The 24,073-nt window shown below is 66.5% G+C and carries 25 protein-coding genes, 1 tRNA gene and 1 other RNA gene; 5 read left to right on the top strand and 22 right to left on the bottom strand.

The features are described 5' to 3' along the window. From K1T73_RS07640 to K1T73_RS07630, 3 genes are all read right to left on the bottom strand, one after another. Entirely contained in the window at positions 1 to 1,008 is a 1,008-nt protein-coding gene (locus tag K1T73_RS07640) for an alpha/beta hydrolase (protein WP_220603330.1), read from the bottom strand. Positions 1,009 to 1,098: 90 nt separating this feature from the next. Further along, entirely contained in the window at positions 1,099 to 1,995 is an 897-nt protein-coding gene (gene rpoH / locus K1T73_RS07635) for an RNA polymerase sigma factor RpoH (RefSeq protein ID WP_220603329.1), read from the bottom strand. A 166-nt stretch (positions 1,996 to 2,161) separates the two neighbouring features. After that, positions 2,162 to 3,187, bottom strand: coding sequence for an RluA family pseudouridine synthase (locus K1T73_RS07630; protein WP_220603328.1), 1,026 nt, complete (start codon positions 3,185 to 3,187; stop codon positions 2,162 to 2,164). Between K1T73_RS07630 and K1T73_RS07625 the strand changes: the two genes are divergently transcribed. Further along, complete coding sequence (locus K1T73_RS07625; protein WP_220603327.1) at positions 3,186 to 3,488, top strand: DUF6476 family protein; 303 nt, start codon at positions 3,186 to 3,188, stop codon at positions 3,486 to 3,488. The genes K1T73_RS07630 and K1T73_RS07625 overlap by 2 nt on opposite strands. A 14-nt stretch (positions 3,489 to 3,502) precedes the next feature. Here the strand turns inward: K1T73_RS07625 and K1T73_RS07620 are convergent. The 4 genes from K1T73_RS07620 to K1T73_RS07605 form a co-directional block, all read right to left on the bottom strand. After that, a tRNA-His gene (locus tag K1T73_RS07620) sits at positions 3,503 to 3,579 on the bottom strand. 135 nt (positions 3,580 to 3,714) lie between these two features. Next, positions 3,715 to 4,797 (bottom strand): TRAP transporter substrate-binding protein DctP, encoded by a 1,083-nt coding sequence (gene dctP / locus K1T73_RS07615; protein ID WP_220603326.1) that lies wholly within the window; start codon positions 4,795 to 4,797, stop codon positions 3,715 to 3,717. A 27-nt stretch (positions 4,798 to 4,824) separates the two neighbouring features. Beyond that, the gene (locus K1T73_RS07610; protein ID WP_220603662.1) at positions 4,825 to 6,123 is read right to left on the bottom strand and encodes a TRAP transporter large permease subunit; all 1,299 of its coding nucleotides are present in this window, start codon (positions 6,121 to 6,123) and stop codon (positions 4,825 to 4,827) included. 29 nt (positions 6,124 to 6,152) lie between these two features. Next, the gene (locus tag K1T73_RS07605; RefSeq protein ID WP_220603325.1) at positions 6,153 to 6,671 is read right to left on the bottom strand and encodes a TRAP transporter small permease subunit; all 519 of its coding nucleotides are present in this window, start codon (positions 6,669 to 6,671) and stop codon (positions 6,153 to 6,155) included. Between the two features lie 250 nt (positions 6,672 to 6,921). Between K1T73_RS07605 and K1T73_RS07600 the strand changes: the two genes are divergently transcribed. Next, positions 6,922 to 7,107 (top strand): DUF6324 family protein, encoded by a 186-nt coding sequence (locus tag K1T73_RS07600; protein WP_220603324.1) that lies wholly within the window; start codon positions 6,922 to 6,924, stop codon positions 7,105 to 7,107. An 8-nt stretch (positions 7,108 to 7,115) separates the two neighbouring features. Here K1T73_RS07600 and K1T73_RS07595 read toward each other — a convergent pair whose 3' ends face one another. Further along, positions 7,116 to 7,565 carry an MmcB family DNA repair protein gene (locus K1T73_RS07595; protein WP_220603323.1) on the bottom strand — a complete coding sequence of 150 codons (450 nt, stop codon included), beginning with the start codon at positions 7,563 to 7,565 and terminating at the stop codon, positions 7,116 to 7,118. Between the two features lie 135 nt (positions 7,566 to 7,700). Here K1T73_RS07595 and K1T73_RS07590 point away from each other — a divergent pair, with 135 nt between their 5' ends. The 3 genes from K1T73_RS07590 (at position 7,701) to ssrS (ending at position 10,001) form a co-directional block, all read left to right on the top strand. Then, positions 7,701 to 9,032, top strand: a complete 1,332-nt coding sequence (locus K1T73_RS07590; protein WP_220603322.1) for a hypothetical protein — start codon at positions 7,701 to 7,703, stop codon at positions 9,030 to 9,032. Next, positions 9,029 to 9,799 carry a hypothetical protein gene (locus K1T73_RS07585; protein WP_220603321.1) on the top strand — a complete coding sequence of 257 codons (771 nt, stop codon included), beginning with the start codon at positions 9,029 to 9,031 and terminating at the stop codon, positions 9,797 to 9,799. Before K1T73_RS07590 ends, K1T73_RS07585 begins: the two co-directional genes overlap by 4 nt. Positions 9,800 to 9,845: 46 nt before the next feature. Next, positions 9,846 to 10,001: non-coding RNA, 6S RNA (ssrS, locus tag K1T73_RS07580), on the top strand. 30 nt (positions 10,002 to 10,031) lie between these two features. Here ssrS and K1T73_RS07575 read toward each other — a convergent pair. The 14 genes from K1T73_RS07575 to mraZ form a co-directional block, all read right to left on the bottom strand. After that, entirely contained in the window at positions 10,032 to 10,367 is a 336-nt protein-coding gene (locus K1T73_RS07575) for a hypothetical protein (RefSeq protein WP_220603320.1), read from the bottom strand. Positions 10,368 to 10,465: 98 nt separating this feature from the next. Further along, the gene (gene nusB / locus K1T73_RS07570; RefSeq protein ID WP_220603319.1) at positions 10,466 to 10,948 is read right to left on the bottom strand and encodes a transcription antitermination factor NusB; all 483 of its coding nucleotides are present in this window, start codon (positions 10,946 to 10,948) and stop codon (positions 10,466 to 10,468) included. Next, the gene (locus K1T73_RS07565) at positions 10,945 to 11,490 is read right to left on the bottom strand and encodes a 6,7-dimethyl-8-ribityllumazine synthase (RefSeq protein WP_220603318.1); all 546 of its coding nucleotides are present in this window, start codon (positions 11,488 to 11,490) and stop codon (positions 10,945 to 10,947) included. The genes nusB and K1T73_RS07565 overlap by 4 nt, the downstream gene beginning before the upstream one ends. A 3-nt stretch (positions 11,491 to 11,493) precedes the next feature. Then, complete coding sequence (ribB, locus tag K1T73_RS07560; RefSeq protein WP_220603317.1) at positions 11,494 to 12,645, bottom strand: 3,4-dihydroxy-2-butanone-4-phosphate synthase; 1,152 nt, start codon at positions 12,643 to 12,645, stop codon at positions 11,494 to 11,496. 84 nt (positions 12,646 to 12,729) lie between these two features. Further along, positions 12,730 to 14,133, bottom strand: coding sequence for a UDP-N-acetylmuramoyl-L-alanine--D-glutamate ligase (murD, locus tag K1T73_RS07555; RefSeq protein WP_220603316.1), 1,404 nt, complete (start codon positions 14,131 to 14,133; stop codon positions 12,730 to 12,732). 21 nt (positions 14,134 to 14,154) lie between these two features. Beyond that, positions 14,155 to 15,114, bottom strand: coding sequence for a mechanosensitive ion channel family protein (locus K1T73_RS07550; RefSeq protein WP_220603315.1), 960 nt, complete (start codon positions 15,112 to 15,114; stop codon positions 14,155 to 14,157). 15 nt (positions 15,115 to 15,129) lie between these two features. Next, complete coding sequence (gene rnk / locus K1T73_RS07545) at positions 15,130 to 15,534, bottom strand: nucleoside diphosphate kinase regulator (protein ID WP_220603314.1); 405 nt, start codon at positions 15,532 to 15,534, stop codon at positions 15,130 to 15,132. A gap of 281 nt (positions 15,535 to 15,815) precedes the next feature. Then, positions 15,816 to 16,898: a phospho-N-acetylmuramoyl-pentapeptide-transferase gene (mraY, locus tag K1T73_RS07540; protein ID WP_220603313.1), complete on the bottom strand. Its 1,083-nt coding sequence runs from the start codon at positions 16,896 to 16,898 to the stop codon at positions 15,816 to 15,818. 4 nt (positions 16,899 to 16,902) lie between these two features. Continuing rightward, positions 16,903 to 18,423, bottom strand: a complete 1,521-nt coding sequence (gene murF / locus K1T73_RS07535) for a UDP-N-acetylmuramoyl-tripeptide--D-alanyl-D-alanine ligase (RefSeq protein ID WP_220603312.1) — start codon at positions 18,421 to 18,423, stop codon at positions 16,903 to 16,905. Beyond that, entirely contained in the window at positions 18,420 to 19,925 is a 1,506-nt protein-coding gene (locus K1T73_RS07530; protein ID WP_259400491.1) for a UDP-N-acetylmuramoyl-L-alanyl-D-glutamate--2,6-diaminopimelate ligase, read from the bottom strand. Before K1T73_RS07530 ends, murF begins: the two co-directional genes overlap by 4 nt. Before the next feature lie 21 nt (positions 19,926 to 19,946). Then, positions 19,947 to 21,728, bottom strand: coding sequence for a penicillin-binding protein 2 (locus tag K1T73_RS07525; RefSeq protein WP_220603311.1), 1,782 nt, complete (start codon positions 21,726 to 21,728; stop codon positions 19,947 to 19,949). After that, a complete protein-coding gene (locus K1T73_RS07520; protein WP_220603310.1) occupies positions 21,725 to 22,081 on the bottom strand; it encodes a cell division protein FtsL in 357 nt (118 codons plus the stop codon). Before K1T73_RS07520 ends, K1T73_RS07525 begins: the two co-directional genes overlap by 4 nt. Then, the gene (gene rsmH / locus K1T73_RS07515) at positions 22,081 to 23,076 is read right to left on the bottom strand and encodes a 16S rRNA (cytosine(1402)-N(4))-methyltransferase RsmH (protein WP_220603309.1); all 996 of its coding nucleotides are present in this window, start codon (positions 23,074 to 23,076) and stop codon (positions 22,081 to 22,083) included. The genes K1T73_RS07520 and rsmH overlap by 1 nt, the downstream gene beginning before the upstream one ends. Before the next feature lie 3 nt (positions 23,077 to 23,079). Next, entirely contained in the window at positions 23,080 to 23,583 is a 504-nt protein-coding gene (gene mraZ, locus K1T73_RS07510) for a division/cell wall cluster transcriptional repressor MraZ (protein WP_220603308.1), read from the bottom strand. Positions 23,584 to 24,073 lie beyond the last annotated feature (490 nt).

Raw genomic sequence — 24,073 nt, 5'->3', positions numbered from 1 at the left:
CTAAGGTTGTGCCGGCAATACAAGATAGCGTTCGAACGCCGCGACGCCACTTTCCGCCTTCTCGATCATACCACGCACCACGCCCACCGCCGAAGCGGATGAGACGGGGATCGAATGGTTCAGACCCTCGCCGTTGCTGAGCGCGGTGAAGTCGACCACGTGCACGTCGAGGCCGGCCACCTCGCGCGGATCGCGGATCCCGCCGAGGCGCGGCTTGCGCCCGGTGATGAGGCTCGCGATGTCGAGCGCGCGATCCTCGCGCGAGATGAAGATGAAGAACGGCTGCGGCAGCTGGCCGATCGCGCGAGCCTGGCGGCGGAAAAGCTGCGGGTCGATATCCGGCGACATGAGCGCGACCCCCGAGATCCGCGACAGAAGTTGCCGATCCCCACGGATTGCCGCCTGCCGCATCGTCTCCATGGCCAGTTGCGCACCCATGGGATGCGCGAGGATGAACACCTTTTCGCCGTCACGGCTCAACCCGCGCAGCGTGGCTTCAAGATCGTCACGGGCATAGAGCACGCTGTCGCGATCGTAGGCATAACCGCTCGGCACGCCGGCCGAGGCCCACGAGAAGAGAACCGAGGGCGCATCGACACCGAAATCCTCCTTGATCTGCGCAAAGCGAAAGAGGGCCTGGCCCATCGTGTTGTTGTAACCGTGAATGAAAAGCACCGTCTCGCGCTGGCCTTGGTGCGCGCGCAGATCGCGCCGCATCGCCTCGCCGCTGGGGAAGCGGCGCGAGGACGTGACCACGAAGTCCGTCGAGGGATCAGGCGTCTCGTCCGGCCATTCCACGTTTCCGGTCTTGTGCGACGGTGGAATGCCGACCGTAATCCGCGCATAGCTCAACTCCGTCGGCCGTCGCCCGCCGAAGGACGGGCCGGGATCGTCGAAATCCCGCTGCGCCGCTACGTAGATCGTCTGCGATTTCGCCTCCGGGATCGGGGGCCCGGTCCGCACGATGTTCCGCTCCCCGCACCCGCCCAGCAGGACGACACACGCCATCACCAAACCGAATCGCAACTTTCCCCCCAAGAAACGAGCCCCGCGGCAGTCCGTCGCGAGGCTAATCCGGTTTCGCGCCAAGGCCAAGTGTTAGGCGGGGGTCAACATCCCCTTCTCCTGCGCCAAGGTGCGCATGCGCTTCTGCAATTTTTCGAAGGCGCGGACCTCGATCTGGCGAATGCGCTCGCGGCTCACATCGTATTGCGTGCTCAACTCCTCGAGCGTCACTGTCTCTTCGTTGAGCCTCCGCTGCGTCAGGATATCCTTCTCACGGTCGTTGAGCACGTCCATCGCCTCGGTCAGCAGTTCCAGCCGCGTCTCGAGTTCATCGCGCTTCTCGTAATCGGCCGCCTGGTCGGCATCCTCGTCCTCGAGCCAATCCTGCCATTGCATCGTGCCTTCGCCCTCGGCGCCCACGGTGGCGTTGAGCGACGCATCGCCCCCCGACATGCGGCGGTTCATCGAGATCACCTCGTCCTCGGTCACGCCCAGGTCATGCGCGATCCGCTTGACGTTCTCGGGGCGCAGGTCGCCCTCCTCCAGCGCACCGATGCGGGCCTTAGCCTTGCGCAGGTTGAAGAAAAGCTTCTTCTGGGCGCTCGTCGTCCCCAGCTTGACCATGGACCAGCTGCGCAGGATGTATTCCTGGATGCTCGCCCGGATCCACCACATCGCGTAGGTGGCCAGGCGGAAGCCCTTCTCGGGATCGAAGCGCTTGACCGCCTGCATGAGGCCGACATTGGCCTCCGAGATGACCTCGGCCTGCGGAAGGCCATAGCCGCGATAACCCATCGCGATCTTCGCCGCGAGGCGCAGGTGCGACGTCACCATCTTGTGCGCGGCCTCGGTGTCCTGCTCCTCGACCCAGCGCTTGGCCAGCATGTATTCCTCTTCCGGCTCAAGAAGCGGAAACTTGCGGATTTCCTGCATGTAGCGGTTCAGCCCGCCCTCGGGCGTCGGCGCCGGAAGATTTGCGTAGTTGCTCATGGGTCTGTTCCCTCACTCGATCGCCATGTTAACTGGCGTAACATGGATTTGGGACCGCTCGGTCTGAATTTCAAGTGCCTAGCACCTAATTCCTAGCGGACTATGAAGATGTCTGCACGCCGAAGGCGCGACTTGTGTCAGTTTCTCACGCAAACTTGCGAAAGCCTCACCCGCGCAGCGCACTCACCAGCGTGCTCATGTCATCAGGCAAACCCGTCGCAAAGCGCATGGGTTCCTCCGTCGCGGGGTGAACGAAGCCCAATTCCGCCGCATGAAGCGCCTGCCGGCCGAATTCCGCCGCGACCTCGAGCGCGCCCGCTCCGAAGCTCCGGCGCGCCAGAACGCGACGCCCGCCATAGGTCGGATCACCCAGGAGCGCATGACCCACATACCCCATATGGACACGGATCTGGTGCGTGCGGCCCGTCTCGAGCCGGCATTCGACCAGCGCGGCGGCGACCGGGTGCCCGAAGCTCTCGATCACCCGCGCCCGCGTCACGGCGTGCTTTCCGCCGTCGAACGTCACCGCCTGCCGTTGCCGGTCCGTCTTGTGCCGCGCGATGTTGGTCGTGATCCTGAGCACTCCGCTTCCCTCGAACGCCACACCGCGCAGCCCTCGCAGACGCGGGTCGGCGCCATCGGGACAGCCATGCACCACGGCGAGATAGCTGCGCGTAACGCTATGGGTCGCGAATTGCTCGGCCAGCCCGTGATGTGCCTGATCCGTCTTGGCGACCACCAGAAGACCGCTCGTGTCCTTGTCGATCCGGTGCACGATACCGGGCCGCCGAACCCCGCCCACGCCCGAAAGCGCGGCCCCGCAATGATGCAGAAGCGCGTTCACGAGCGTGCCGCTCGGGCTTCCCGGCGCTGGATGGACGACCATGCCGGCGGGCTTGTTCACCACGAGGAGATGCGCATCCTCGTGCACGATCTCGAGCGGGATCGCTTCGGGCGAGATATCGCTCTCCTCCACCTCCGGGAGCATGACGGTGATCGTGTCGCCCTCGGCCACGCGGCCCTTCGCGTCGGTGACGAGGTCGCCATTCACCCGCACCGCCCCCTCCGCCAGAAGCCGCGCGAGGCGCGTCCGCGACAGGTGGCACGCCTCTGGCACATCGCGCGAAAGCGCCTTATCAAGGCGCGGCGGCGGATCGGCCGCGATCTGGAACGTGACTTGCGTATGCGCCATGGATGATACTCCCCGACCGGTCGACCCGGCCATGCTCACCAGCCTGCGCCGCTTGGTGACGGTGCTGACGGTGACGATGATTGCGGGCCTTCTAGTGATCGTGGCGCTCTTTGTCATCCGCTTCTCGCAGATGGGCACCACGCCCCTCGTCCTTCCCGATCGCGTCACCCTGCCCGAGGGAGCGCGCGCGCTGTCCTTCACGCAAGGGCCCGACTGGCTTGCCGTCGTGACCGAGGACGGGCGCATCCTGATCTTCGATCCCGCCGGCGGCGAACCGCGCCGAGAAATCCAGGTCGATTGAAGCAGGTCGGATGATGGTACCGCCTCCCCGGTTTGAACGGGGGACCTCTGGATCCACAATCCAGCGCTCTAACCAACTGAGCTAAGGCGGCACGCAGCGCATTCTTTAGAGAAGCCGCCCGACAGGGTCAACGCCCTCGTCACCAATTTTGCGCGTGCCGCGCGGCCCTCTCACGAAAAAAGCCCCCGCCGAAGCGGGAGCTTTCCAAATGCTTTCGAAGGCGCGATTACATGCAGTCCTTGATCGCCTGCACGTCCGGGCCGTTCGGGGTGCGGCCGAGGTTGAAGGGCGCCGACGCATCACGCCACTGGGCGTAATCGTTGATGTAATCCATCATGCTCGCATAGACCTTGGCCGAGTTCGGGTTCTCGCAGGCGGTCTCGATGATCACCTCGTTGGCCATTTCCTGAACCTTTTCGAGGGTCTCGTCGTCATAGCGGTTGATCTCGACCGCCTCGTCGAACTTGGCGTAGGCTTCGGTCGCGCGTTTCTCGGTGAAGGCCAGCGACCACAGCAGCGTCGCATCCGCCGCGATCTGCAGCTTCTCCTGGGTCTCGGGGCTGAGCGCGTCCCAGGCGGACTTGTTGATCATCACGCCGAAGACCGAGGCCGACTGGTGCCAGCCCGGCGTCGCCCAGTATTTCGTGACCTGCTGGAAGCCCGCCGACCAGTCGACGTTCGGCGTCGAGAACTCGGCACCGTCGATCACGCCACGTTCCAGCGACTGGTAGATCTCGCCCCCGGCCATCGAGACCTGGTTGCCGCCCAGTTGTTCCAGCAGCTTGCCCTGCTCGAGACCCGACAGGCGCAGGCGCTTGCCCTGGAGGTCGGCGAGGTTCTTGATCGGCTCGTTGGTACGGAAGCCGGATTCGTTGTTGGTCACGCCATAGGGCAGATAGACCATGCCGAACTGCCCATAGATCTCGTTATAGAGATCGGCGCCGCCCCATTGCTGGATCCAGTTGACGTAATCCACCGCGTTGAAGAGCGACGGCGTAGTGGCCAGTGGCGAGAAGGCCGAATCGCGCCCGGCCCAGTAGCCCGGCCAGTCGGCACCGGCCTGGATGGTGCCCGATTCGACCGCGCCGAACACTTCGCCCGACGGCACCAGGGCACCACCTTCGAAGAACTCGATGGTCAGCTCGCCCTCGGTGAGCTTGTTGGCCAGGTCGACGAAATGCCGGTCCGTCTCGATCAGTTCGAGCGACGAAGGCCATGTCGTCGTCATGGTCCAGCTTTCCTGCGCGAGCGCCGGGCCCGCCAGGGTCACGGCCGCCGCGGCGGCGACGATCTTGGTTTTCAGTGTCATGAGTCAACGTCCTTTCGTTGGTGATCGTTACTTGGTGTAAAGCGCTTCGGGCAGCCACGTGACCAGCGCCGGGAAGACGGCGACCATGAGGCACATGACGACGATGAGGCCGATGAACGGCATCACGCCCCGAATGATGTGACCGGTGCGCACTTCCTTGGGCGCGATCGCCCGCAGGTAGAAGAGCGCATATCCGAAAGGTGGTGTCAGGAACGAAGTCTGCAGGACCACGGCCATCAGCACCACGAACCACAGGAGGCTCACATCGGGCATCTCCTGGATGATCGGAAGAAAGATCGGGAAGGACAGCAGCACGATGCCCGTCCAGTCGAGGAAGGCACCCAGGATGAAGACGATCGCCATCATCATCGCGATGAGCATCCAGGGCTCCATCTCGAGCGCGCGGATGATCTCCTGCGTGGCGCGCAGCCCGCCGGTGATGTTGAAGACCCCGGTAAAGGCCGTGGCACCCACCACGATGAAGAGGATCATCGCCGAGGTCCGCCCGGTCTCGAGCATCGCGCCGTAGAAGGTCGGCCAGGTGAACTTGCCCCGCGCGATCACGATCAGAAGCGCAAGCCCCGCCCCGATCGCCGACGCCTCGGTCGCCGTGGCGACACCGGCCAGGAGCGTGCCGAGAATTCCGAAGATCAGGACCAGCGGCGGCAGCGCCTCGATCAGAAGCATGCGGACAAGCTCGGATCTCTCGATCTTCTCGTCGGGCTCGACCGCCGGCGCAAGATCGGGCCGCATCACCGAGATCAGGTAGACGTAGACCGCGTAGCTCAGCCCCAGAAGGACGCCGGGTATCATCGACCCCGCGAAAAGCTCGCCCACCGAAAGCGGCGAATAGCTGGCCATGAGGATCAGCATGATCGACGGCGGAATGAGGATGCCGAGACAGCCGGAGGCCGCGATCACGCCCGTGGTCAGCGTCGGCGCATAGCCGTATTGCAGCATCGGGCGCAGCGCCATCACGCCCATCACGGTGATCGACGCTCCGATGATGCCGGTGGTGGCCGCCAAGAGGATCGAGATGAAGACCACGGCCAGCGCGAGCCCGCCGCGGACGTTGCTCATCAGCAGGCGCAGCGCCTCGAACATCCGGTCCGTGACACCTGAATCCGATAGGAATCTCGCCATCAGGACGAAAAGGGGAATGGCGATGAGGACGTAATTGTCCAGCACCTCGCCGAAGATGCGGTTGATGACGATCCCCAGAAGCATCGTCTTGCCCAGGATGATCGTGGTGAGAACCGCGGTGCCGCCCAGCACGAAGGCCAGCGGGTGCCCCATGAAAAGACCCGCCACCAGGAGGCTGAACATCAGAAGCGCGATAAGTTCGGGCGCAAGGTTCATTGGTGCAACTCCTGCCGGTCCTCGGGCGTCGTGGTATCCACGCCAAGAATGATCTTCAGCACTTCTGCCACCCCCTGCAGCAGAAGCAGGACGGCGGCGACGCACATCGCGATCTTGAGCGGGTAGACCGGGGTCTGGATCGCGCCATAGGTGACCTCGCCCTGGTTCCACGAGGTCATCGCGAAATCATAGGAGCGCATGACGAAGACCACCGCGAAGGGAAAGAAGAAGACCGCATAGCCGAGAAGATCGACGATGCGATGCGTGATCGGGCCCAGCTTCTCGGTCACGAGGTCGACCCGCACATGCGCCTTGTGACGCAGCGCGTAGCCACCCAGCATGACGAAATAGAACCCGTAGAGCTGCTTCGATATGTCGAAGGCCCACCGCGTCGGGTTGCCGAAGGCATACCGCATGATGACGTCATAGATGATGATGACCGCGAAGATGATCGCCACCACCGACACGATGCGCCCGACCACCTCGTTCAGGCCGTCTATCGCGCGTATGATCATGAAAGATCGCCCTTCATAGTCACTCCCTCTTGATACCGATCCCGGCCGCGATCGCCCCGGTGCCCCCGCTCCTCGCCCCGGTCGCCAGATCGTATGCAACGGTATGCAGCGCGTCCGGCCCGACAATCATGTTTCCCGGCGACGAATGCAAGACCTCATTTCCGACGCGGGTCCCACGTCGCGTCTGACCGATGCTTGCCAATTCTCGGGTAAATGTCTAGGTCGGATCGCGGCATCACCGGAGGCTCCCATGGGCATCAACACCGAGCGCGACATCGAGGCGAACCTGCAAATCGGGCCGACCGACAAGGGCATGGTGCGCCTCTTCATCGAGGCGGACGGCATCGAGATCCCGATGGATTTCTCCCCCGAGGAGGCGCAGGAGATCGCATCCGAGATACAGGCGGCCGCCCGTGCCGCCGAGGCGCGCAGATAGGCCGCGGGTCACGCGAAAGGGTCGCGCAACGCCTGAAGCCTCAGCGCCGCATGACGCGCGATCCTGCGGGTCAGTGACCCGCGCCGCGCGCCCGGAAGCTTGTCGAGCGGCGCCATCCGCACCATCTCCGCCTGGTAGGAATCGGCCAGGATGAGCCCCGTCTCCTGCGGCAGCAGATCGGTCGGAAAGGTCTCGTCCACGGCCCAGAAGAACCGGTCGCACCACTCCAGGTAGCCGTGCCACTTCGCATCCGCCTGGAAATCCGCGCGGCTCGACTTGCATTCCACGATCCAGATCTCGCCCCGCGGACCAAGCGCCATGACATCGACGCGCTTGCCCCGTTCGGGCACGAATTCCTCGACCGACACGAAATCCATTTCGCGCAGATATCGCGCCACCCCGCGGGCCAGTTTCTGGCCCGGCATGAGACGCGCGTCGGGGACGATATCACCTGTCATGCGCCGCACATTACGAACAAATCGGGAACGATGGCAAGCCCGGTGCTTTGACACGGCGGCGATGACGCATATCTTGACCTCGGCACCGTGACAAACCACGCTGAGCCGCCAGTCGCGTCCCCGAAAGGACCCCAGATGACCGATCGCCTCACCCCGCCCTCGCGAGAGACCACGCGCACCCGCGACATCCGCTACGCGCGCGAACTCGAGGGGCACGTCACCTGGCTCGGCACGTTCTCGGGAACCGCGCTCGGCGTCCTGGCGGTGGCCTCGGGCATCTACACCTATCTCGGTGTCTCCTCGCTCCTCGACGATACCGGCGTCATGTCCACCTTCGCGGCCATCGCCTATTCGGTCGCGGTATCGGTGGGCATCTTCGTCTTCTGGTCCTATCTGCTGCGGCTTTTCCCGGCCGTCCGCACCGCTCAATCGCGCGTGGCGCTTCTGGGCGCCATGGGGCTCGGGTCGGTGGCCATCGTGGCGATGTCGAGTTGGCTCAACGCCGCGGCGCTCGCCGGGTCGGCGGCGGTGGAACAACACCTCGCGAAGACGGTGCAGGACTACCAGGCCAGCCTCGAGCGCGCCCATGAAATCGCGCTCACCGGCCAAGCCCTCGAGCGGGACGTGGCGCGTGTCCGGCAGTCCTTCGAGGACCTGAGCGAACAGGAGGCCACCGGCAATCTCTCGGGTCTTGCGGGGCGCGGCGCGGTCTTCCGCGTGCTGCGCCAGAAATCGGCGGAACTGGCCGCGCTCGAGGCGCAGATCGCCACCCAGACGCCGCTCGTCAACGAAGCCTTCGCCGAGGGCAACGCGATCCTCAGCCGAATGCGCGCCCTCACGGTCGAGCAAGGCCCGGTCGAGGCGCGCTCGGTCGAGTTCTCCGAGGCCGCCGTGCGCCTTCAGGGGCTCATCACGCAGATGCGGCAACTGACCGTGGCCCCCCTCGTGGAGCGTGCGGCACAGGACCTCGCCGCCTCCGTCGTCCTGCCCGAGCTCGACAGTCGCACCGAATCGGGCCGCAACGATCAGCAAGCCACGATCACCTCGGTGCTCGAGGTTCTGGGGCAGCGCGCCGCCACGCTCGAGGGGGCGGCCCGGGAGGTCATCAACCTCACCCCGGCCCCCGAAGTCACCTACACGCCGGTCTCCTCGGCCGACGCGGTCATCCTCTATGCGCGAAATTTCATCCCGTCCTGGGCGGGGGCCATCGCCATCGACCTGCTTCCCGCCGTGCTCGTGATGATCCTCGCGATCACCCAATCGGCCATCCGCGCCGGGCGCGACGGAATCGCGCTCGAGGACAGCATGACATTGACCGAATTGCGCGCGGCGCTCGCCGCCGCCCGCGAGGTCGATGCCAAGCTCGACGCCCACGCCGCGCAGACCGCGCCCGCCGAGACCGAGCGGCACGGCCCACCTTCTGGCGGCGATGACAAGGTCAAGCCGATCACCGGAGCGAGCGGATGAGCGACACCAGCGATCCGCAGCCCGGTCGCGGCCCCCTCGTCGCGCGCATTCTGAGCGGGATCCTGATCTTCCAGATCGGGCTCGGCGCCCTTCTCGTGCTGGGCGACGTGGATTTTTCCGGGCTGTCGCTGCCGGGCTTCGGCCCCGATGCCCCCCGCCTCACGCAGCCCGTCAGCCCCGGAGACCAGCGTCGCCGCTTCGCGCCGGACCGCGACCGCCCGGCCACCGCGCCCGCGCGCGATCCGGGCGTCCTGCCCGACCGCCTGACCCTGAGCGAGATCGACGGCACGACCTACCGGCTCGAAGGAGCCATCGCACCGGGCGACGCCGAGCGCATCACGCGTCAACTGGCCGAGACCGTCCCCGCGCCCGAACGCCTCGTCCTGCAAAGCCCCGGTGGATCGGTGAGCGACGCGCTCGCCCTCGGACGCAGGTTGCGCGGCCTCGGCGTGACCACCGAAATGCTGGCTGGCGAATACTGCTTCTCCGCCTGCCCCTACGTTCTCGCCGCCGGTTTGACGCGCGAGATCGACGAGAATGCCCAGGTGGGCGTGCATCAACATTATTTCGACCAGAACCTCGTCCTGCCCGCCGCCTTCGCGGTCGAGGACGTGCAGGCCGGCCAGGGAGAGGTCATGGCCTATCTCGACGCGATGGGAATCGACCCTCTCGTCATGCAGCACGCGCTGACCACACCGCCCGATGAAATCTACGTCCTGCTGCCCGAGGAACTGCGCCGCTACGGATTTATTTCCGCAGACGACTGACGCCCCCTTGTCGGCACGGCATCGGCGGCTTACCTCTCGGGTCAGGCGGGTTCTGCCCTTCTCGTGAACGGTTGCATTCCGGTGGCCTTAAGCAATTCCGAGGGAGCTGGCTCTGTCCGGGCCCTGGTCCGGTTACCCGGCGCCCACCTGTATGAACAGGTCCTCGGGAATGAGATAACCAAACGGTCGCGGTGGGCCCGCCACTCACCCCCTCCGACAGCTCGGGATCGGCTTAGCGGCGGGTGCGCCCTGCATCGACGCGCACCGGAACGGCGACGTGATCATGCTGCATCCGGTCACGCCGGCGCGCGCGGCTGCGGTGGCCGCCATGATCATCGTCATCGTCGTCGTCCTTCATCGCCATCACGGCGATACCGAACTGAACACCGGCAAAGACGATCCCGTTGGCCAGCCACAGCACCAGAAGCGCAAGCCAGCCTTTGTCGGAATGGCTGATGAGGTGGGCGAGATTGGCAATGTCGAACCACAGAAGCATCCCCACGAAGACCGCGGCAGCAGCAAATCCGATGGCGACATTGACGATATAGAGGCGGACGAGTTTCGGCATGACCCGAGATCTCCCTGTAGCAGCACCATAAAAGCTAGCACAAAAGCGGAGCACCTCAAGCGGATCGGTGAGAATACCGGCCATGCGCGGCACGCCGCTCAGAACGCTTCGGGCTTCGCCTCGCGCGCCATGAAGTCGAGAACGGCGTTCACGAATTTCGGCTCGCGCCCCTCGGGGTAGAAACTCTTGGCGATATCCACATATTCGACGATCACCACCTTCGGCGGCGCCTCGCCCTGCGTCAGTTCGGCCCCCGCGGCGCGGAAAAGCGCGCGCAGCGTCGGGTCGATGCGGTCGATCGGCCATTTCGCCACCAGTGCGCGATCGGTCATCTTGTCGATTCGCGCCTGCCAGTTGACCGCGTCATCCAGAACCTTGCGGAAATGGTCGATATCGCCGTCGATCATCTCGACGCCCTCATCGACCTCGGCACCGAACCGGTGGTCGAGGAACTCGCGGCGCACCGTGTCGCTCGATTGGCCCGAATGCTCCATCTGGAACAGCGCCTGCACGGCATAAAGCCGCGCGGCCGAGCGCATCTTGCGCCGCTGGTTGCCGGATATCCGTGGTGCGTCCGTCATGCTTTCGGTGTGTCCTTCGGCGTGCCCGCCAGTTGGTATTCGTCCATCGCGGGCTTGAACCCCACGCCCTTGCGCGGCGCACCCCACTTGCGGGTGAGCGCGACGAGGTGCAGCGCGGCGGCGGCGGCGCCCGCACCCTTGTTCATCCGTGCCGGGTCGGCCCGCACCTCGGCCTGCTCGCGATTTTCGACCGTGAGGATGCCGTTGCCGATGCAAAGCCCCTGGAGCCCCAGAAGGGTCAGCCCGCGCGAGCTGTCGTTGCAGACCGTCTCGTAATGCGTGGTCTCGCCGCGTATGACGCAGCCAAGCGCCACGTAGCCGTCGAAATTCGAGAGCCGCTCCGCGATGCCGATCGCCGTAGGCAGTTCCAGCGCGCCCGGCACCTCCTCGACCTCGCAGGTGGCGCCCGACGCTTCGATCTCGGCGCGCGCGCCCGCGATGAGCTGATCGGCGATGTCGCGATAGAAAGGCGCCACCACGACCAGGAGCTTCACGGGCGCGTCGAAACGGGCACGCGGCAGGGTGTATTCGGTTCCGGCCATGCTCTAGTCTCCGCTGATGGGTCGGGTGCCGACGATGCGGATACCATAGGCATCGAGGCCGAGATATCGCGTATCCGGGCTGTCGGTCAGAAGGATAAGGTCGGTGAGCCCCATGGTCGACATGATCTGCGCACCGAGACCCGTCTGCTTGATCGTCCGGGGCGCATCGTCGTCGTCGATCTCCTGCGCGAGTTTCGGGCGCGGCTGGCGGAACAGGAAGATGACCCCGCGCCCTTCCTTGGCAACGATCTCCATGGCACGCGGCAGCTTGCCGGTCGGTCCATGCGCACGCCCCTCGAGCCCGATGCCCAGCACATCCTCGAGCGCGTTGAGCGCGTGCGCGCGCGCGAGGACCGGCCTGCCGTCGGTGATATCACCCTTCGACAGGACCACGTGCTCGGTCCCCGAGATCTGATCGGCATAGATCGTCATGTCCCACGCCCCGCCATGCGACGACGTGACCTTCTCGCGCCGCACCTCGTAGATCAGGTTGTCGTGCTTGTGCCGATAGGCGATGAGATCCGAGATCGTGCCGATCTTGAGGTCGAATTTCCGCGCGAACTCCACGAGGTCGGGAAGCCGCGCCATGGTGCCGTCTTCCTTCATGATCTCGCAGATCACGCCCGCCGGGTTCAGCCCCGCCAGCCGCGCGATGTCGACCGCCGCCTCGGTATGGCCCGCCCGGACCAGCACGCCGCCATTGCGCGCCCGCAGCGGAAAGACATGGCCGGGCGTGGCGATGGACGCGGCAGTGTTCTGCTCGTTGATCGCCGTCTTGATCGTGAGCGCGCGGTCGGCGGCGGAAATGCCGGTACTCACCCCCTCGCGCGCCTCGATCGAAACCGTGAAGGCGGTCTCGTGCCGCGACGAGTTGTTGACTGCCATCATCGGCAGGCCGAGCGCTTCGATCCGCGCCGCGGTCATCGGCAGGCAAATGAGGCCCCGCCCGTGCATCGCCATGAAATTGATCGCCGCCGCATCCGCGAATTCGGCCGCGATCACCAGGTCGCCCTCGTTCTCGCGATCCTCGTGATCCACGAGTATGAACATCCGGCCCGCCCGCGCCTCGGCGATGATCTCCTCGGTGGGCGCGATGGCATCCTTGAGGCCCGCCTCGACGGGTCCGGGCTTCTCGAACGGTACGGTATCGGACATGGGCAGCCCCCTCGCGATCAGACCGCGCCCGGATACAAGAGCCGCGCCCGAGTTACCAGAGCAGAGTCGCCCGCCGGTCCCGCGTCAACCACCAAGCCGGGCCCTCACCTGCCGCGTGAAATCGTCGCCGCGCTGCTCGAAATTGTCATACTGGTCGAAGCTCGCCGCCGCCGGTGCCAGGAGCACCGTCTCGCCCGCCTCGGCCTCCTCAAGGGCCCGCGCCACGGCGACCTCCATCGTTGTGCAGATTTCCGCCTCCACCCCGTCGAGCCCGAGCGCGAAATTCTGCGCCTCCCGTCCGATCACGTAGGCCTTGGTCACGTTGCGCAACCCCGGCGTCAGCCCGGCGAGCCCGCCCTCTTTCTGCAACCCGCCGCAGATCCAGCGGATACGGTCGAAGGCCATCAGCGCCTTGGCCGCGCTGTCGACATTGGTGGCCTTCGAATCGTTCACGAAGGTCACGCCCTTCGCCTCCGCGATCACCTGGCTCCGATGCGGCAGCCCCGCGAAACTCGCGAATCCGGCCTCGATCTGGCGCGGGGCAAGCCCGAGGCTCCGGCAGGCCCCGTAGGCCGCGCAGGCATTCTGATGGTTATGCGCCCCCGGCAGCCCCCTGATCCGTCGCAGGTCGATGGACCCGGCCTGCCGCCCCTTGCGATACTCGCTGAGAAACCCCTTCCTCGCGAACACCTGCCAACCGGGGCCCGAAAGCTTCCGCGCCACCGAGACGCGGATCACCCGGTCATCTTCCGGCCCCTCGGAAAGCTGGTCGGCCAGGAAGCGGCCCTCGGCCTCGTCCACGCCGATCACCGCCCTGTCGGGGCCGCCCTCCGCGAAGAGCCGCCGCTTGGCCGCGAAATAGCCGCCCATGCCGCCATGCCGGTCCAGGTGATCGGGGCTGAGATTGGTAAAGACCGCCACATCCGGCGTGAGCGCGCGGGCAAGCTCGGTCTGGTAACTGCTGAGTTCCAGCACCACGACGCCGCCGTCGCCGGGCGGGTCGAGATCGAGCACCCCGCGCCCGATATTCCCGCCGAGCTGCGCCGGCCGCCCGGCTTCGGTCAGCACATGATGGATCAGCGCCGAGGTCGTCGATTTCCCGTTGCTTCCCGTGACCGCGACGACACGCGGCACGGTGTCCATCTCGTCCCAGGAGGGCGTTGCGAAGGAGCGGAAAAAAAGGCCGATGTCGTTATCGACCGGCACCCCGGCCACAAGCGCGGCGGCCACGACGCGGTTCGGCTCGGGATAGAGATGCGGGATACCCGGGCTCACCACGAGACGGGCGATGTCGGCAAGCGCATCTTCCCGCCCGAGGTCCCGGATCTCGAACCCTTCCTCTTCCGCGCGCGCCCGTGCGGGTTCCGTATCGTCCCAGCAGACCGGAACCGCCCCGCCCGCGGCAAGCGCACGGGCCGCCGCAAGCCCCGAGCGGCCCAACCCAAGCACGCCCACGCGCGCACCGTCCATGCCTCTTACCGGTATCATGGCGCCGATCCCTGCCTGCCGTCATTCGCCCGAGAGAGGTATCCGATCGGCTCTTTCTATGCCAGCCTCTCGCGAGGGGATGGCCCAGGTTGCAAGATCGTCCTTCACGATGCGCAACTCCCGGCGCGGCGGCGGTACATCACGGGCGCGCAAGGCCGCGTCGATCAGGCCGTGGAGCTCGTCCCGGCAGTCGATCTCGTCGTCATAGCGGCGCACCCAGTAGCGGACGGCGTAATGGATCCCTTCGCCATCCTGCCGAAGCACGCGCACATCCGGCGCCGGGTCCTGCTGGACGGTCTGCGCCCCCGCGGCCGCCTCGCGCAGGAGATCGCGCGCCTCGGCGATCGGAAGCTCGTAGCTCAACACCACCTCGATCCGCGCGCGGAAATTGCGGCGCGGCGCGCTGAAGTTCGTGAGCTTCTGGCGCGCGATCTGGCTGTTCGGCAATACCATGTAGGTCGAATCGCGGGTAAGGATGCGCGTCGTGCGCCAGCCGATCTCGATCACCTTGCCACTGCCCATGCCGTCGATATCGACCCAGTCGCCGATCCTGAACGGCCCCTCGAGCCCGAGCGCGATGCCCGAGAGGGTATCGGCCACCACGTTGCGGATCGCAAAACCGATCACCGCCAGCAGGATACCCGACCCGGCAAGTGCGCCGGCCATGCTCTGCCCCAGGAACAGCATGATCGACGCCACCAGCGCCGCCGCGAAGAGCGCCACGGCAACCAGTTCCTTCAGAAGGCGCGGCACCTGCCGGCGTCTGCGCGCGGCCCGGTCGAGCGCGAACCCGATGAGCCGCGCGGCAAGCCAGGCCACGCTGAAATAGACAAGCGATCCGGCCACCGGCTCGAACGCCTCGCGGCGATCTGCAAGGCCCACCCAGCCCAGAAGCGTCCCGTTACCCGTCGCGATGGCGAGCGCGACGATCACCGCCAGCGCGGGCCAGAGAAGCCGCCTGAGATCGCTCCACCTGTTCATGATGCGCCCTCCGGCCTAGTCGCGCACCGGCGGCTCGACCTTCAGGACGGTCAACTGGTGGCGCGTGCTGTCACGCGCGTCCCACGCGAATTGCGCCCCCTCGGCAAGACCCAGCAGGGCGGCACCGATCGGCGTCACGATGGACACGCAACCGCGCGATATGTCCGCATCTTCGGGATAGACGAGCGTGATCGTCTGCTCCGCGCGCGTCGATTCGTTGCGGAACGTCACCCGGCTCCCGATTGTGACGACATCGCGCGGCATCCGGTCCGTCTCGACAATCTCGGCACGGCCCAGCTCGTCGAGCAGCTTGTCGGCCACCGCCGGCTGTCGCTGCATGGCGTTCGCGGCGAGGCTTTCGAGATGGTCGAGCTCGGCCGCATCGACGATCACGGCGGGAATACTGGTGGACTGGTTCATGGAGACCTCCGATCTGGGGTGACGGTCGCGCGCGAACCGCCTCGAACGATCTGCGGGGCGGCGGCGTGGTGATAGGATGTGGAAGATGAGGTCGCGGACCTCGAAACCCGGACGGCGCTTCAGAACGCCGCGTCACCCGCCCGGGCAAGCGGGCGGAAGAGAAGCGGCATCGGCTTGATATGAAGCATCCTGATCATGCGATCAATATAAGCCCGCCCGCGGGGTTTGCAACGCCACGACGCACGGCCCGTGGCACCCTGTGGCAGGATCGCACCGACGGCTCAGCGCACCTTGAGCGTCGCCAGTCCGATCATCGCGAGAATGATCGCGATGATCCAGAAACGGATGACGATCTGCGGCTCCGACCAGCCCTTCTTCTCGTAGTGGTGATGGATGGGCGCCATCAGGAAGACGCGCTTTCCGGTCCGCTTGAAATAGAAGACCTGGATGATGACCGAAAGCGCCTCGACGACGAAGAGGCCGCCGACGATGGCCAGCACGATCTCGTGCTTGGTCGCGACCGCGATGGCCCCGAGCGACCCGCCCAGCGCCAGCGAGCCGGTATCGCCCATGAAGACCGCCGCGGGCGGCGCGTTGTACCACAGGAACCCGAGCCCCCCGCCCACGAGTCCCGCCACGAAGACGAGGATTTCGCCCGTTCCCGGCACGTAATGGACGTCGAGATACTCGGTCACGTCGACCCGCCCCACCGCGTAGGCGATGATTCCCAGCGTCACCGACGCGATCATCACCGGCATGATCGCCAGCCCGTCGAGCCCGTCGGTCAGGTTCACCGCGTTGGCCGAGCCCACGATGACGATCGTGGCGAACGGCACGAAGAAATAGCCGAGGTTGATGAGCACGTCCTTGAAGACCGGCAGGGCAAGCTGGTTCTGCAACTCCGCGGGGTGATACATCGTGGCCCAGTAGGCCGCGGCGGCCGAGATCAGGAAACCGATCCCGAGGCGCAGCTTGCCCGAGACGCCATTGTGATTGCCCTTCGACACCTTGGCATAGTCGTCGGCGAACCCGATCAGGCCGAAGGCCATCGTCACGAAGAGGACAAGCCACACGAACGGATTGTCGAGCCGCGCCCAGACCAGCGTCGCCGTGAGGACCGCGCAGAGGATGAGAAGCCCGCCCATCGTGGGCGTGCCCGCCTTGGCGAGGTGCGTCTCGGGGCCGTCATCGCGGATGGGCTGCCCCTTGCCCTGGCGCCTGCGCAGCACGTTGATGAGCGGCTTGCCGAAGATGAAGCCGAAGAACAGCGCCGTGAGAAAGGCACCGCCCGCGCGGAAGGTGATGTAGCGGAAGAGGTTGAAGAAGTCACCGCCATCGGAAAGCGCGGCCAGCCAGTAGAGCATGTGTTCAGTCGTCCTCGGATCTGGGGCGCGACCGGCGCCCGGTATTGCGCAGCGCCTCGGCCACGAGTGAGACGCGGCTCACCTTGGATCCCTTTACCAGCACCACGTCGCCCGCATCCACCAGGTCCGGCAGTTCGGCCACCATTTCCTCGGCCGTATCGGCCCATGTGCCACGCTTGTCGCGCGACAGCGCCTCCCAGAGGTGATACATGCGCGGCCCGACGCAATGCACGGTGTCGAGGCCGCCGATTGGCGCCATTCCGGCCGCCCCGCGATGCAGCGCGATCTCGTCCTCTCCCAGTTCCAGCATGTCACCCAGGATCGCGATCCGCCGCCCATGCGCGATGCGGCCCACGCCGTCGCGCGGCGTTGCGGCGGCCAGCACCTCGAGCGCGGCCTCGAGCGAGGCGGGATTGGCGTTGAAGGCATCGTCGATCAGCTCGAGCGTCCAGCCGCGCCGCGCGGGGTCGAGGACGACCTCCTCGCGCGTGCCCCGCCCGGCGGGCGGCTCCCAGAGGCCCAGGTCCGGCGCGGCACGCCCCGGATCGCCCCCCAGGGCCTCTACCGCCGCCAGCGTGGCGAGCCCGTTCATCGCGAAATGGCGCCCGGCACTCGCCAGCTTGAAGCGCGCGACCTCGCCCGCGATGCGGGCTTGGACCACCGTGCTGTCACCGGCGATCTCGGCGGTCTCGAGCCGGAAATCCTCGGCCGTCGTTCCGAAGGTCACGATCCGCGCCCCGGCGGCGCGCGCGGCATCGAGAAGGATCGGCGACGTGGGCAGATCGACATTGACGATCGCCGTACCGTCCTCGGCCAGCCCCTCGAAGATCGACGCCTTCTCGCGCGCGATTCCGTCGATATGACCGAAGGCCTCGAGATGCGCGGGTGCGATCGTGGTGACAAGCGCCACGTCGGGCCGCGCGAGCCGGCTCAGCGGCGCGATCTCGCCCGGCGCGTTCATGCCCAGTTCAAGCACCGCGAACTCGGTCTCGCGCGGCATCCGCGCGAGGGTCAACGGCACGCCCCAGTGATTGTTGTAGCTGGCTTCGGCGGCATGGGTCCGACCCTGCCGCGCAAGGACCGTGCGCAGCATCTCCTTGGTCGACGTCTTGCCCACCGACCCCGTCACGGCCACCACCCGCGCGGCACTTCGCGCCCGCGCCGCCCGTCCCAGCGCCTCGAGCGCGGCCTGCACGTCCTCGACCAGCAAGAGCGGCGCATCCCCGGCCACCCCGTCCGGCACCCGCGAGACGAGCGCGGCCCCGGCCACCCCGTCCGGCACCCGCGAGACGAGCGCGGCCCCGGCCACCCCGTCCGGCACCCGCGAGACGAGCGCGGCCCCCGCACCCTTTTCCAGCGCCTGTGGCACGAAATCATGCCCGTCCCGCGCCGCCTTCAGCGCCACGAACAGATCGCCCGAGGCCAAGCTGCGCGTGTCGATCGAAACGCCCGTGACCGACCAGTTCCCCCGCGCCTCGCCGCCCGTGGCCTCGGCGGCCTCGGCAGCGGTCCAGAGCACGCTCATGGCCGCGCCCCGTCAAGCGCGGCGACCGCGACGCTTGCCTGCTCGCAATCGTCGAAGGGCAGCACGTCGTCGCCGACGGTCTGCCCCGTCTCGTGGCCCTTCCCGAGGATCAGCAGCGCGTCGCCGGGGCCGAGCGCATCGACCCCGCGCAGGATCGCCTCGGCCCGGTCGCCCACCTCGCTCGCCTCGGGACAGCCCTTCATCACGGCGGCCCGGATGCTGGCGGGGTCCTCGGTGCGCGGGTTGTCGTCGGTCACGATCACCACGTCCGCGTTCTCCCGCGCCGCCTGCCCCATCAGCGGACGTTTCGCCGTGTCCCGGTCGCCGCCCGCGCCCACGATCGCGACGAGCCGGCCCATCACGTGCGGGCGCAGAGCCCTGAGCGCCGTCTTCACCGCGTCGGGCGTATGCGCGTAATCCACGAAGACCGCCGCACCGTTCTCACGCGTCGCGGCCAGCTCCATGCGCCCGCGCACGGTGCGCATCTGCGGCAACGTCTCGAAGACCCGTGCCGGATCCGACCCGGTGGCGATGGCAAGACCCGCCGCGATCAGCAGGTTCTCGCCCTGGAACCCGCCGATGAGCGGCACCTCCGCCTGGAACGGGCGCCCCTCCCAGTCGAAGCGCATCGTCTGGCCCGTCGCCTCGAATCGCTGCGCGCGCAGGATCAGGTCGGCGGCCTCGTCCCGGCCCACCGTGATCACCTGCTGTCCCCGGTCATGGGCGATAAGCGCCATGTCCGCGCCCCGCGGGTCGTCGATATTGACAACCGCCGTGCCGTCCTCGGGCAGCACGCGGTCGAAAAGGCCCGCCTTGGCCTCGAAATACTCCTCGAACGTCGCGTGGTAATCGAGGTGATCCTGCGTGAAATTGGTGAAGGCCGCCGCCGCGAGCTGCACGCCGTCCAGCCGGCGCTGCGCAAGACCGTGGCTCGACGCCTCCATCGCGGCATGGGTCACACCGGCCGCCTGCACCTCCCACAGGACGCGGTGAAGCGTGATGGGTTCCGGCGTGGTGTGAGCCAGCGGGCGCTGATAGGCCCCTTCCACGCCCGTGGTCCCGAGATTGGCAGCCTCGTAGCCCAATTCGTGCCAGATCTGGCGCGTGAAGCTCGCCACCGACGTCTTGCCGTTGGTGCCCGTCACGGCAACCATCACCTCGGGCTGCGCTCCGAACCAGAGCGCGGCGGCATAGGCCAGCGTCTGCCGCGGATCCTCGGCCAGCACCAGAGCGACGGGCGACCCGTCAAGCACATCCCGCGCGATCATCGCCCCCTCGGCATCGGTCAGGATCGCGCCCGCCCCCTGCCTCAGCGCGTACTGGATGAATTCGCCCCCATGCACCCGCGTGCCGGGCAGCGCCGCGAACAGATAACCCTCGCGCACCTCGCGGCTGTCGACCGCGAGGCCGGTCACGAACGCCTGCGCGCCGCCCTGCGCCGTGAGGCCAAGTTCGGTCAGTGTCTTCTGCTGGCCCGTCTGCATCTGCCCCCCGGCGCTCATCGCGTTGCCCCCGGCCCCGCGTCAGTTGGATGTCAGCGTTATATCAGCCAATCGACCGGGTTCAATCTCGGGCCGCAGTCCCAGCAGCGGGGCCACCCGCGCGATGATCTCGGCGGCCACGGGAACGGCGGTCCAGCCCGCCGTGCGGCGCGGCTCGCTGCCCGAGGTCTCGACCGGCTCGTCGAGCGTGACGATCAGCACGTATTTCGGATCATGCGCGGGGAAAAAGCTCGCGAAGGTGGCGATGACCTTGTCCTCGTAATACCCCCCCTGCGGGCGCGGCTTGTCGGCCGTGCCGGTTTTCCCGGCCACGGCATAGCCCGGCACCTCGCCCATGCTGGCCGTTCCCTCGCTCACCACCTTGCGCAGCATGACGCGGGCCGCCTCGGCCGTGGCCTGGCTCATGACGCGCGGGCCGGGCGCGGGGTTCGGGTTGTGCAGGATCGTGGGCGTCACGCGCCGCCCGCCATTGGCAATCGCGGCATAGCCCACGGCCAGGTGCAGCGGCGAGGACGAAAGCCCGTGCCCGTAGGAGATCGTCATCGTCGAAAGCTCGGTCCAGCGCTGCGGCAGGAGCGGCCGCCCCCCCGCCGCCTCGATGATCTCCAGCGGCGTCGCCTCGAAGAAGCCGAGACTCTTCAGGAAATCCTGCTGCCGCTCGGCGCCGATCATCTTTGCGATCCGTGCCGTGCCGATATTCGAGGATTTCACGATGACCTTCGTCGTGCTGAGCTTCGGGCCGTAATTGCGGAAATCGCGGATGTTGAACCCGTCCTGCCGAAGCGGACCCTGCGTGTCGATCTCCGTCGAGGGATTGACGAGGCCAAGCTCCATCGCCTGCGCCACCGCGAAGATCTTGAAGGTGGAGCCAAGCTCGTAGACACCCTGCACCGAGCGATTGAATAGCGGACTGTCGCTCGCGTCGCCCTTGGTCAGCGGGCGCGGACGGTCGTTCGGGTCGAAATCCGGCAGCGACGCGATCGAGACGATCTCGCCCGTATGCGCGTCCATCAGCACCGCCGCGGCACCCTTGGCGTTCATCAGCCGCATCCCGCCGTAAAGCACGCGCTCCACCGCCGCCTGCACCGTGAGGTCGAGCGAAAGTTGCAGCGGCTTGTGCCCCTGCGCCGGATCGCGCAGCCGGTCGTCGAGATATTTCTCGATCCCCGCCACCCCGATCACCTCGGCCGCGTGGACCCCCTCGCGCCCGAAGGTCGCGCCGCCCAACACGTGCGCCGCAAGCCTGCCGTTGGGATAAAGCCGCATCTCGCGCGGCCCGAACAGAAGACCGGGCTCGCCGATGTCATGCACCGCCTGGCGTTGCTCAGGACTGATTTTCTTCTTCACCCACAGGAACTTGCGCTTCCCGGTGAAGTCCCGGACAAGGCGGTCGTGATTCAGATCGGGAAAGATCGCCACGAGCTCGGCAGCGGCGCGTTCGGGCTCGATCATCTGCTGCGGCTGGGCATAGAGGCTGTGGGTATCGAAATTCGTGGCCAGGATGCGGCCCTTGCGGTCCACGATATCCGCGCGCTGCGCGTAGATCGCCGATCCCGCGGCGCTCGCGCGGCGCTCCTCGGGCTCGGACTGCGCCAGGACCGCCATGCGCCCGCCCACCGTGCAGAACGCCAGGAAGAACGCCACGCCCATCACCAGCAGCCGCCCCTCGGCGCGGCGCCGCTCCCGGTCGCGCATCTCCTCGTGGCGCAGCCGGATGTTCTCGCGCTCGATGGCGTCGGGATTGCCGCCCTCGCGGCGAACCTTGAGAATGCGCGCAAGCGGGCGCAGCGGCGTGCGGATCATGGCTCATCTCCCGTGCTGGACACCTCTACCGAGGCGTCGAAATCTATGTCGAGCGCGTCGATCCCCGTGGGCGGATAGGCGACCTGCTCGATGCGTCCGAACTGATGCGATTGCAGCGGCACGAGGCCCAGGCGGTCGAAGTTGATCTCCGCCAGCTCCCTAAGCCGGTCGGGACGGTTGAGATAGGCCCACTCCGCCCGCAGGATGCGCAGGCGCTCCCGCTGGTAGGAGATCTGGCGCTCCAGCCGCTCGGCACGATCCTGCGCGGCCTTCGTCTCGTAATTCTCGCGATACGCCCAGAAGGCCAGGCCGATCACCGCGAGGGCACTGAGGATATAGAGGAAACTGCGCATCAGAACGACTTTCCTGGTTGGGGCATGCCGATGGCCCGCCGGTCGAGTGGCGCGGGCGGCGCATCGGTGCGAAACGCGACACGAAGCCGGGCACTCCGGGCGCGCGGGTTCTCGGAGATCTCCGTCTCGTCGGCGGCGATGGCCTTGCGCTGCTCCTGCGTGAATTGCGGCGCGGTCTCCTCGGTCGCCGGCGCATGGCGGCTTCCCCGCCCGGCCCCGCCAAGGCGCGACTGGATGAAGCGCTTGACCATGCGGTCCTCGATCGAATGAAAGGTCACGACCGCCAGCGCCCCGCCGGGCGCAAGCGCACGTTCCGCCGCGGCAAGCCCCTCGGCGAGTTCGCCGTATTCGTCATTCACCGCGATGCGCAGCGCCTGGAAGCTGCGGGTGGCGGGATGCGCCTGTCCAGGCTTGGCACGCGGCAGACAGGACTCGACGATCTCGGTCAACTGTCCGGTCGTGACGATGGGCGCCACCTGCCGCGCCTTGACGATGGCCCGCGCGATGCGCCGGCTCGCGCGTTCCTCGCCATAGTGGAAAAGGATGTCGGCCAGCGCGCCTTCCTCCGCGGTATTGACGATCTCGGCCGCCGTCGGACCCTCCTGGCTCATCCGCATGTCGAGCGGGCCGTCCTTCTGGAACGAGAAGCCGCGCTGCGCCTGGTCGAGCTGCATGGACGACACGCCGAGGTCGAGCACCACGCCGTCGAGATCCTGCGCATAGGTGTCCATCCGCGAGAAAACCCCCTGGACCAGTTCCAGCCGGTCGCCGTAATCCTCGCCCCACACCGCCGCCAGTTCATGCGCCAGCGGGTCGCGATCCACGCCGATGACCTTCCGCGCCCCCGCCTCCAGAAGCGCGCGCGCGTAGCCGCCTGCGCCGAGCGTCCCGTCAAGCCACGTGCCCCGTACCGGGGACACCGCCGCGATGAGCGGGCGGATCAGGACGGGGATATGCGGGTCTTGGTCGGGGAGTGATGCGGCAGCCGGGGACATCCCTCACTCCTCCTTCGCGCTGTCCAGGAAGATGAGCGGATCGAAATCCTCGGGCAACTCGTCGAGCCACTCCTCGGTGCGGGCCAGTTCCTCGGCCTCGTAGGTCTCGGGCTTCCAGATCTGGAACGTGTCGCCCGCGGCGATGAAGAACGCCTCGTTCTCGAGGCCGATCTTGGCACGCAGCTTCGCGGGCAGCACAAGCCGCCCGGTCTCGTCCACGTTCGTCGGAAAGGATTGGCCGTGAAACAGCCGCTGAAGCATCTTCCGCTCCATCGAGCCGCGCGGGAGGCTGTCGATCTTGGCGTCGACCTCCTCGATCGCCTCGATGGTATAGCATTCAAGGAAGTTGCGGCGATGGTCGCCATAGACGATGACCAGTTCGGGATTGTCGCCGTCGCGCCAGTTTGGATCGGAGGCTTCAAGCACACGGCGAAACGAGGCCGGGATCGACACCCTGCCCTTCGCGTCCACCTTGTGGTGGCTTTCACCTCTGAACCTGCGACCCACTGTCCTTTCGGTCCCTCACAACTCGCCCCCTGAAACCGAAAACGACGGATAGAGCTGCTGCCACTGCCCTATCCGCCGCCCTCGTCCCGCTATTGCGGGGTGTCCGACTGCGCGCGCCACCTGGGGGGATGTCTGCTCGCCCGCGCGCCGGATCTCTTCGTTTCGATGAAAGCGGGTGCCTGTATGAAACCTGACTTTGGGAGTTTGGTGGGGTTCTTGGCGACCCTCTGTTTTCCCGTCCTCATCGTGGTTATAGGGATGACATGGGAATTCATGGGGCGCAACAGTTTTTTACGGGAACAGGATACTCGATGTTGTTTTCGACACGGCCGGAAAACAAGATTATGTGCCAAGTTTGGCCATTTCAACGCATCACCTTGTAACAACTTGTCGGAGTGACGCTATATATAGCGCAGAAACATGGTCCTGAATTTCTCCCACGATTTCCCGGATTTTTTTCGGATTTTTGCGATCCACAGCCGATCACACC

Source organism: Roseovarius sp. SCSIO 43702 (genome assembly GCF_019599045.1).
Classification (GTDB): Bacteria; Pseudomonadota; Alphaproteobacteria; order Rhodobacterales; family Rhodobacteraceae; genus Roseovarius.
The sequence above is the reverse complement of the archived record's forward strand: the minus strand, read 5'-3'. Positions and strand labels throughout refer to the sequence as shown.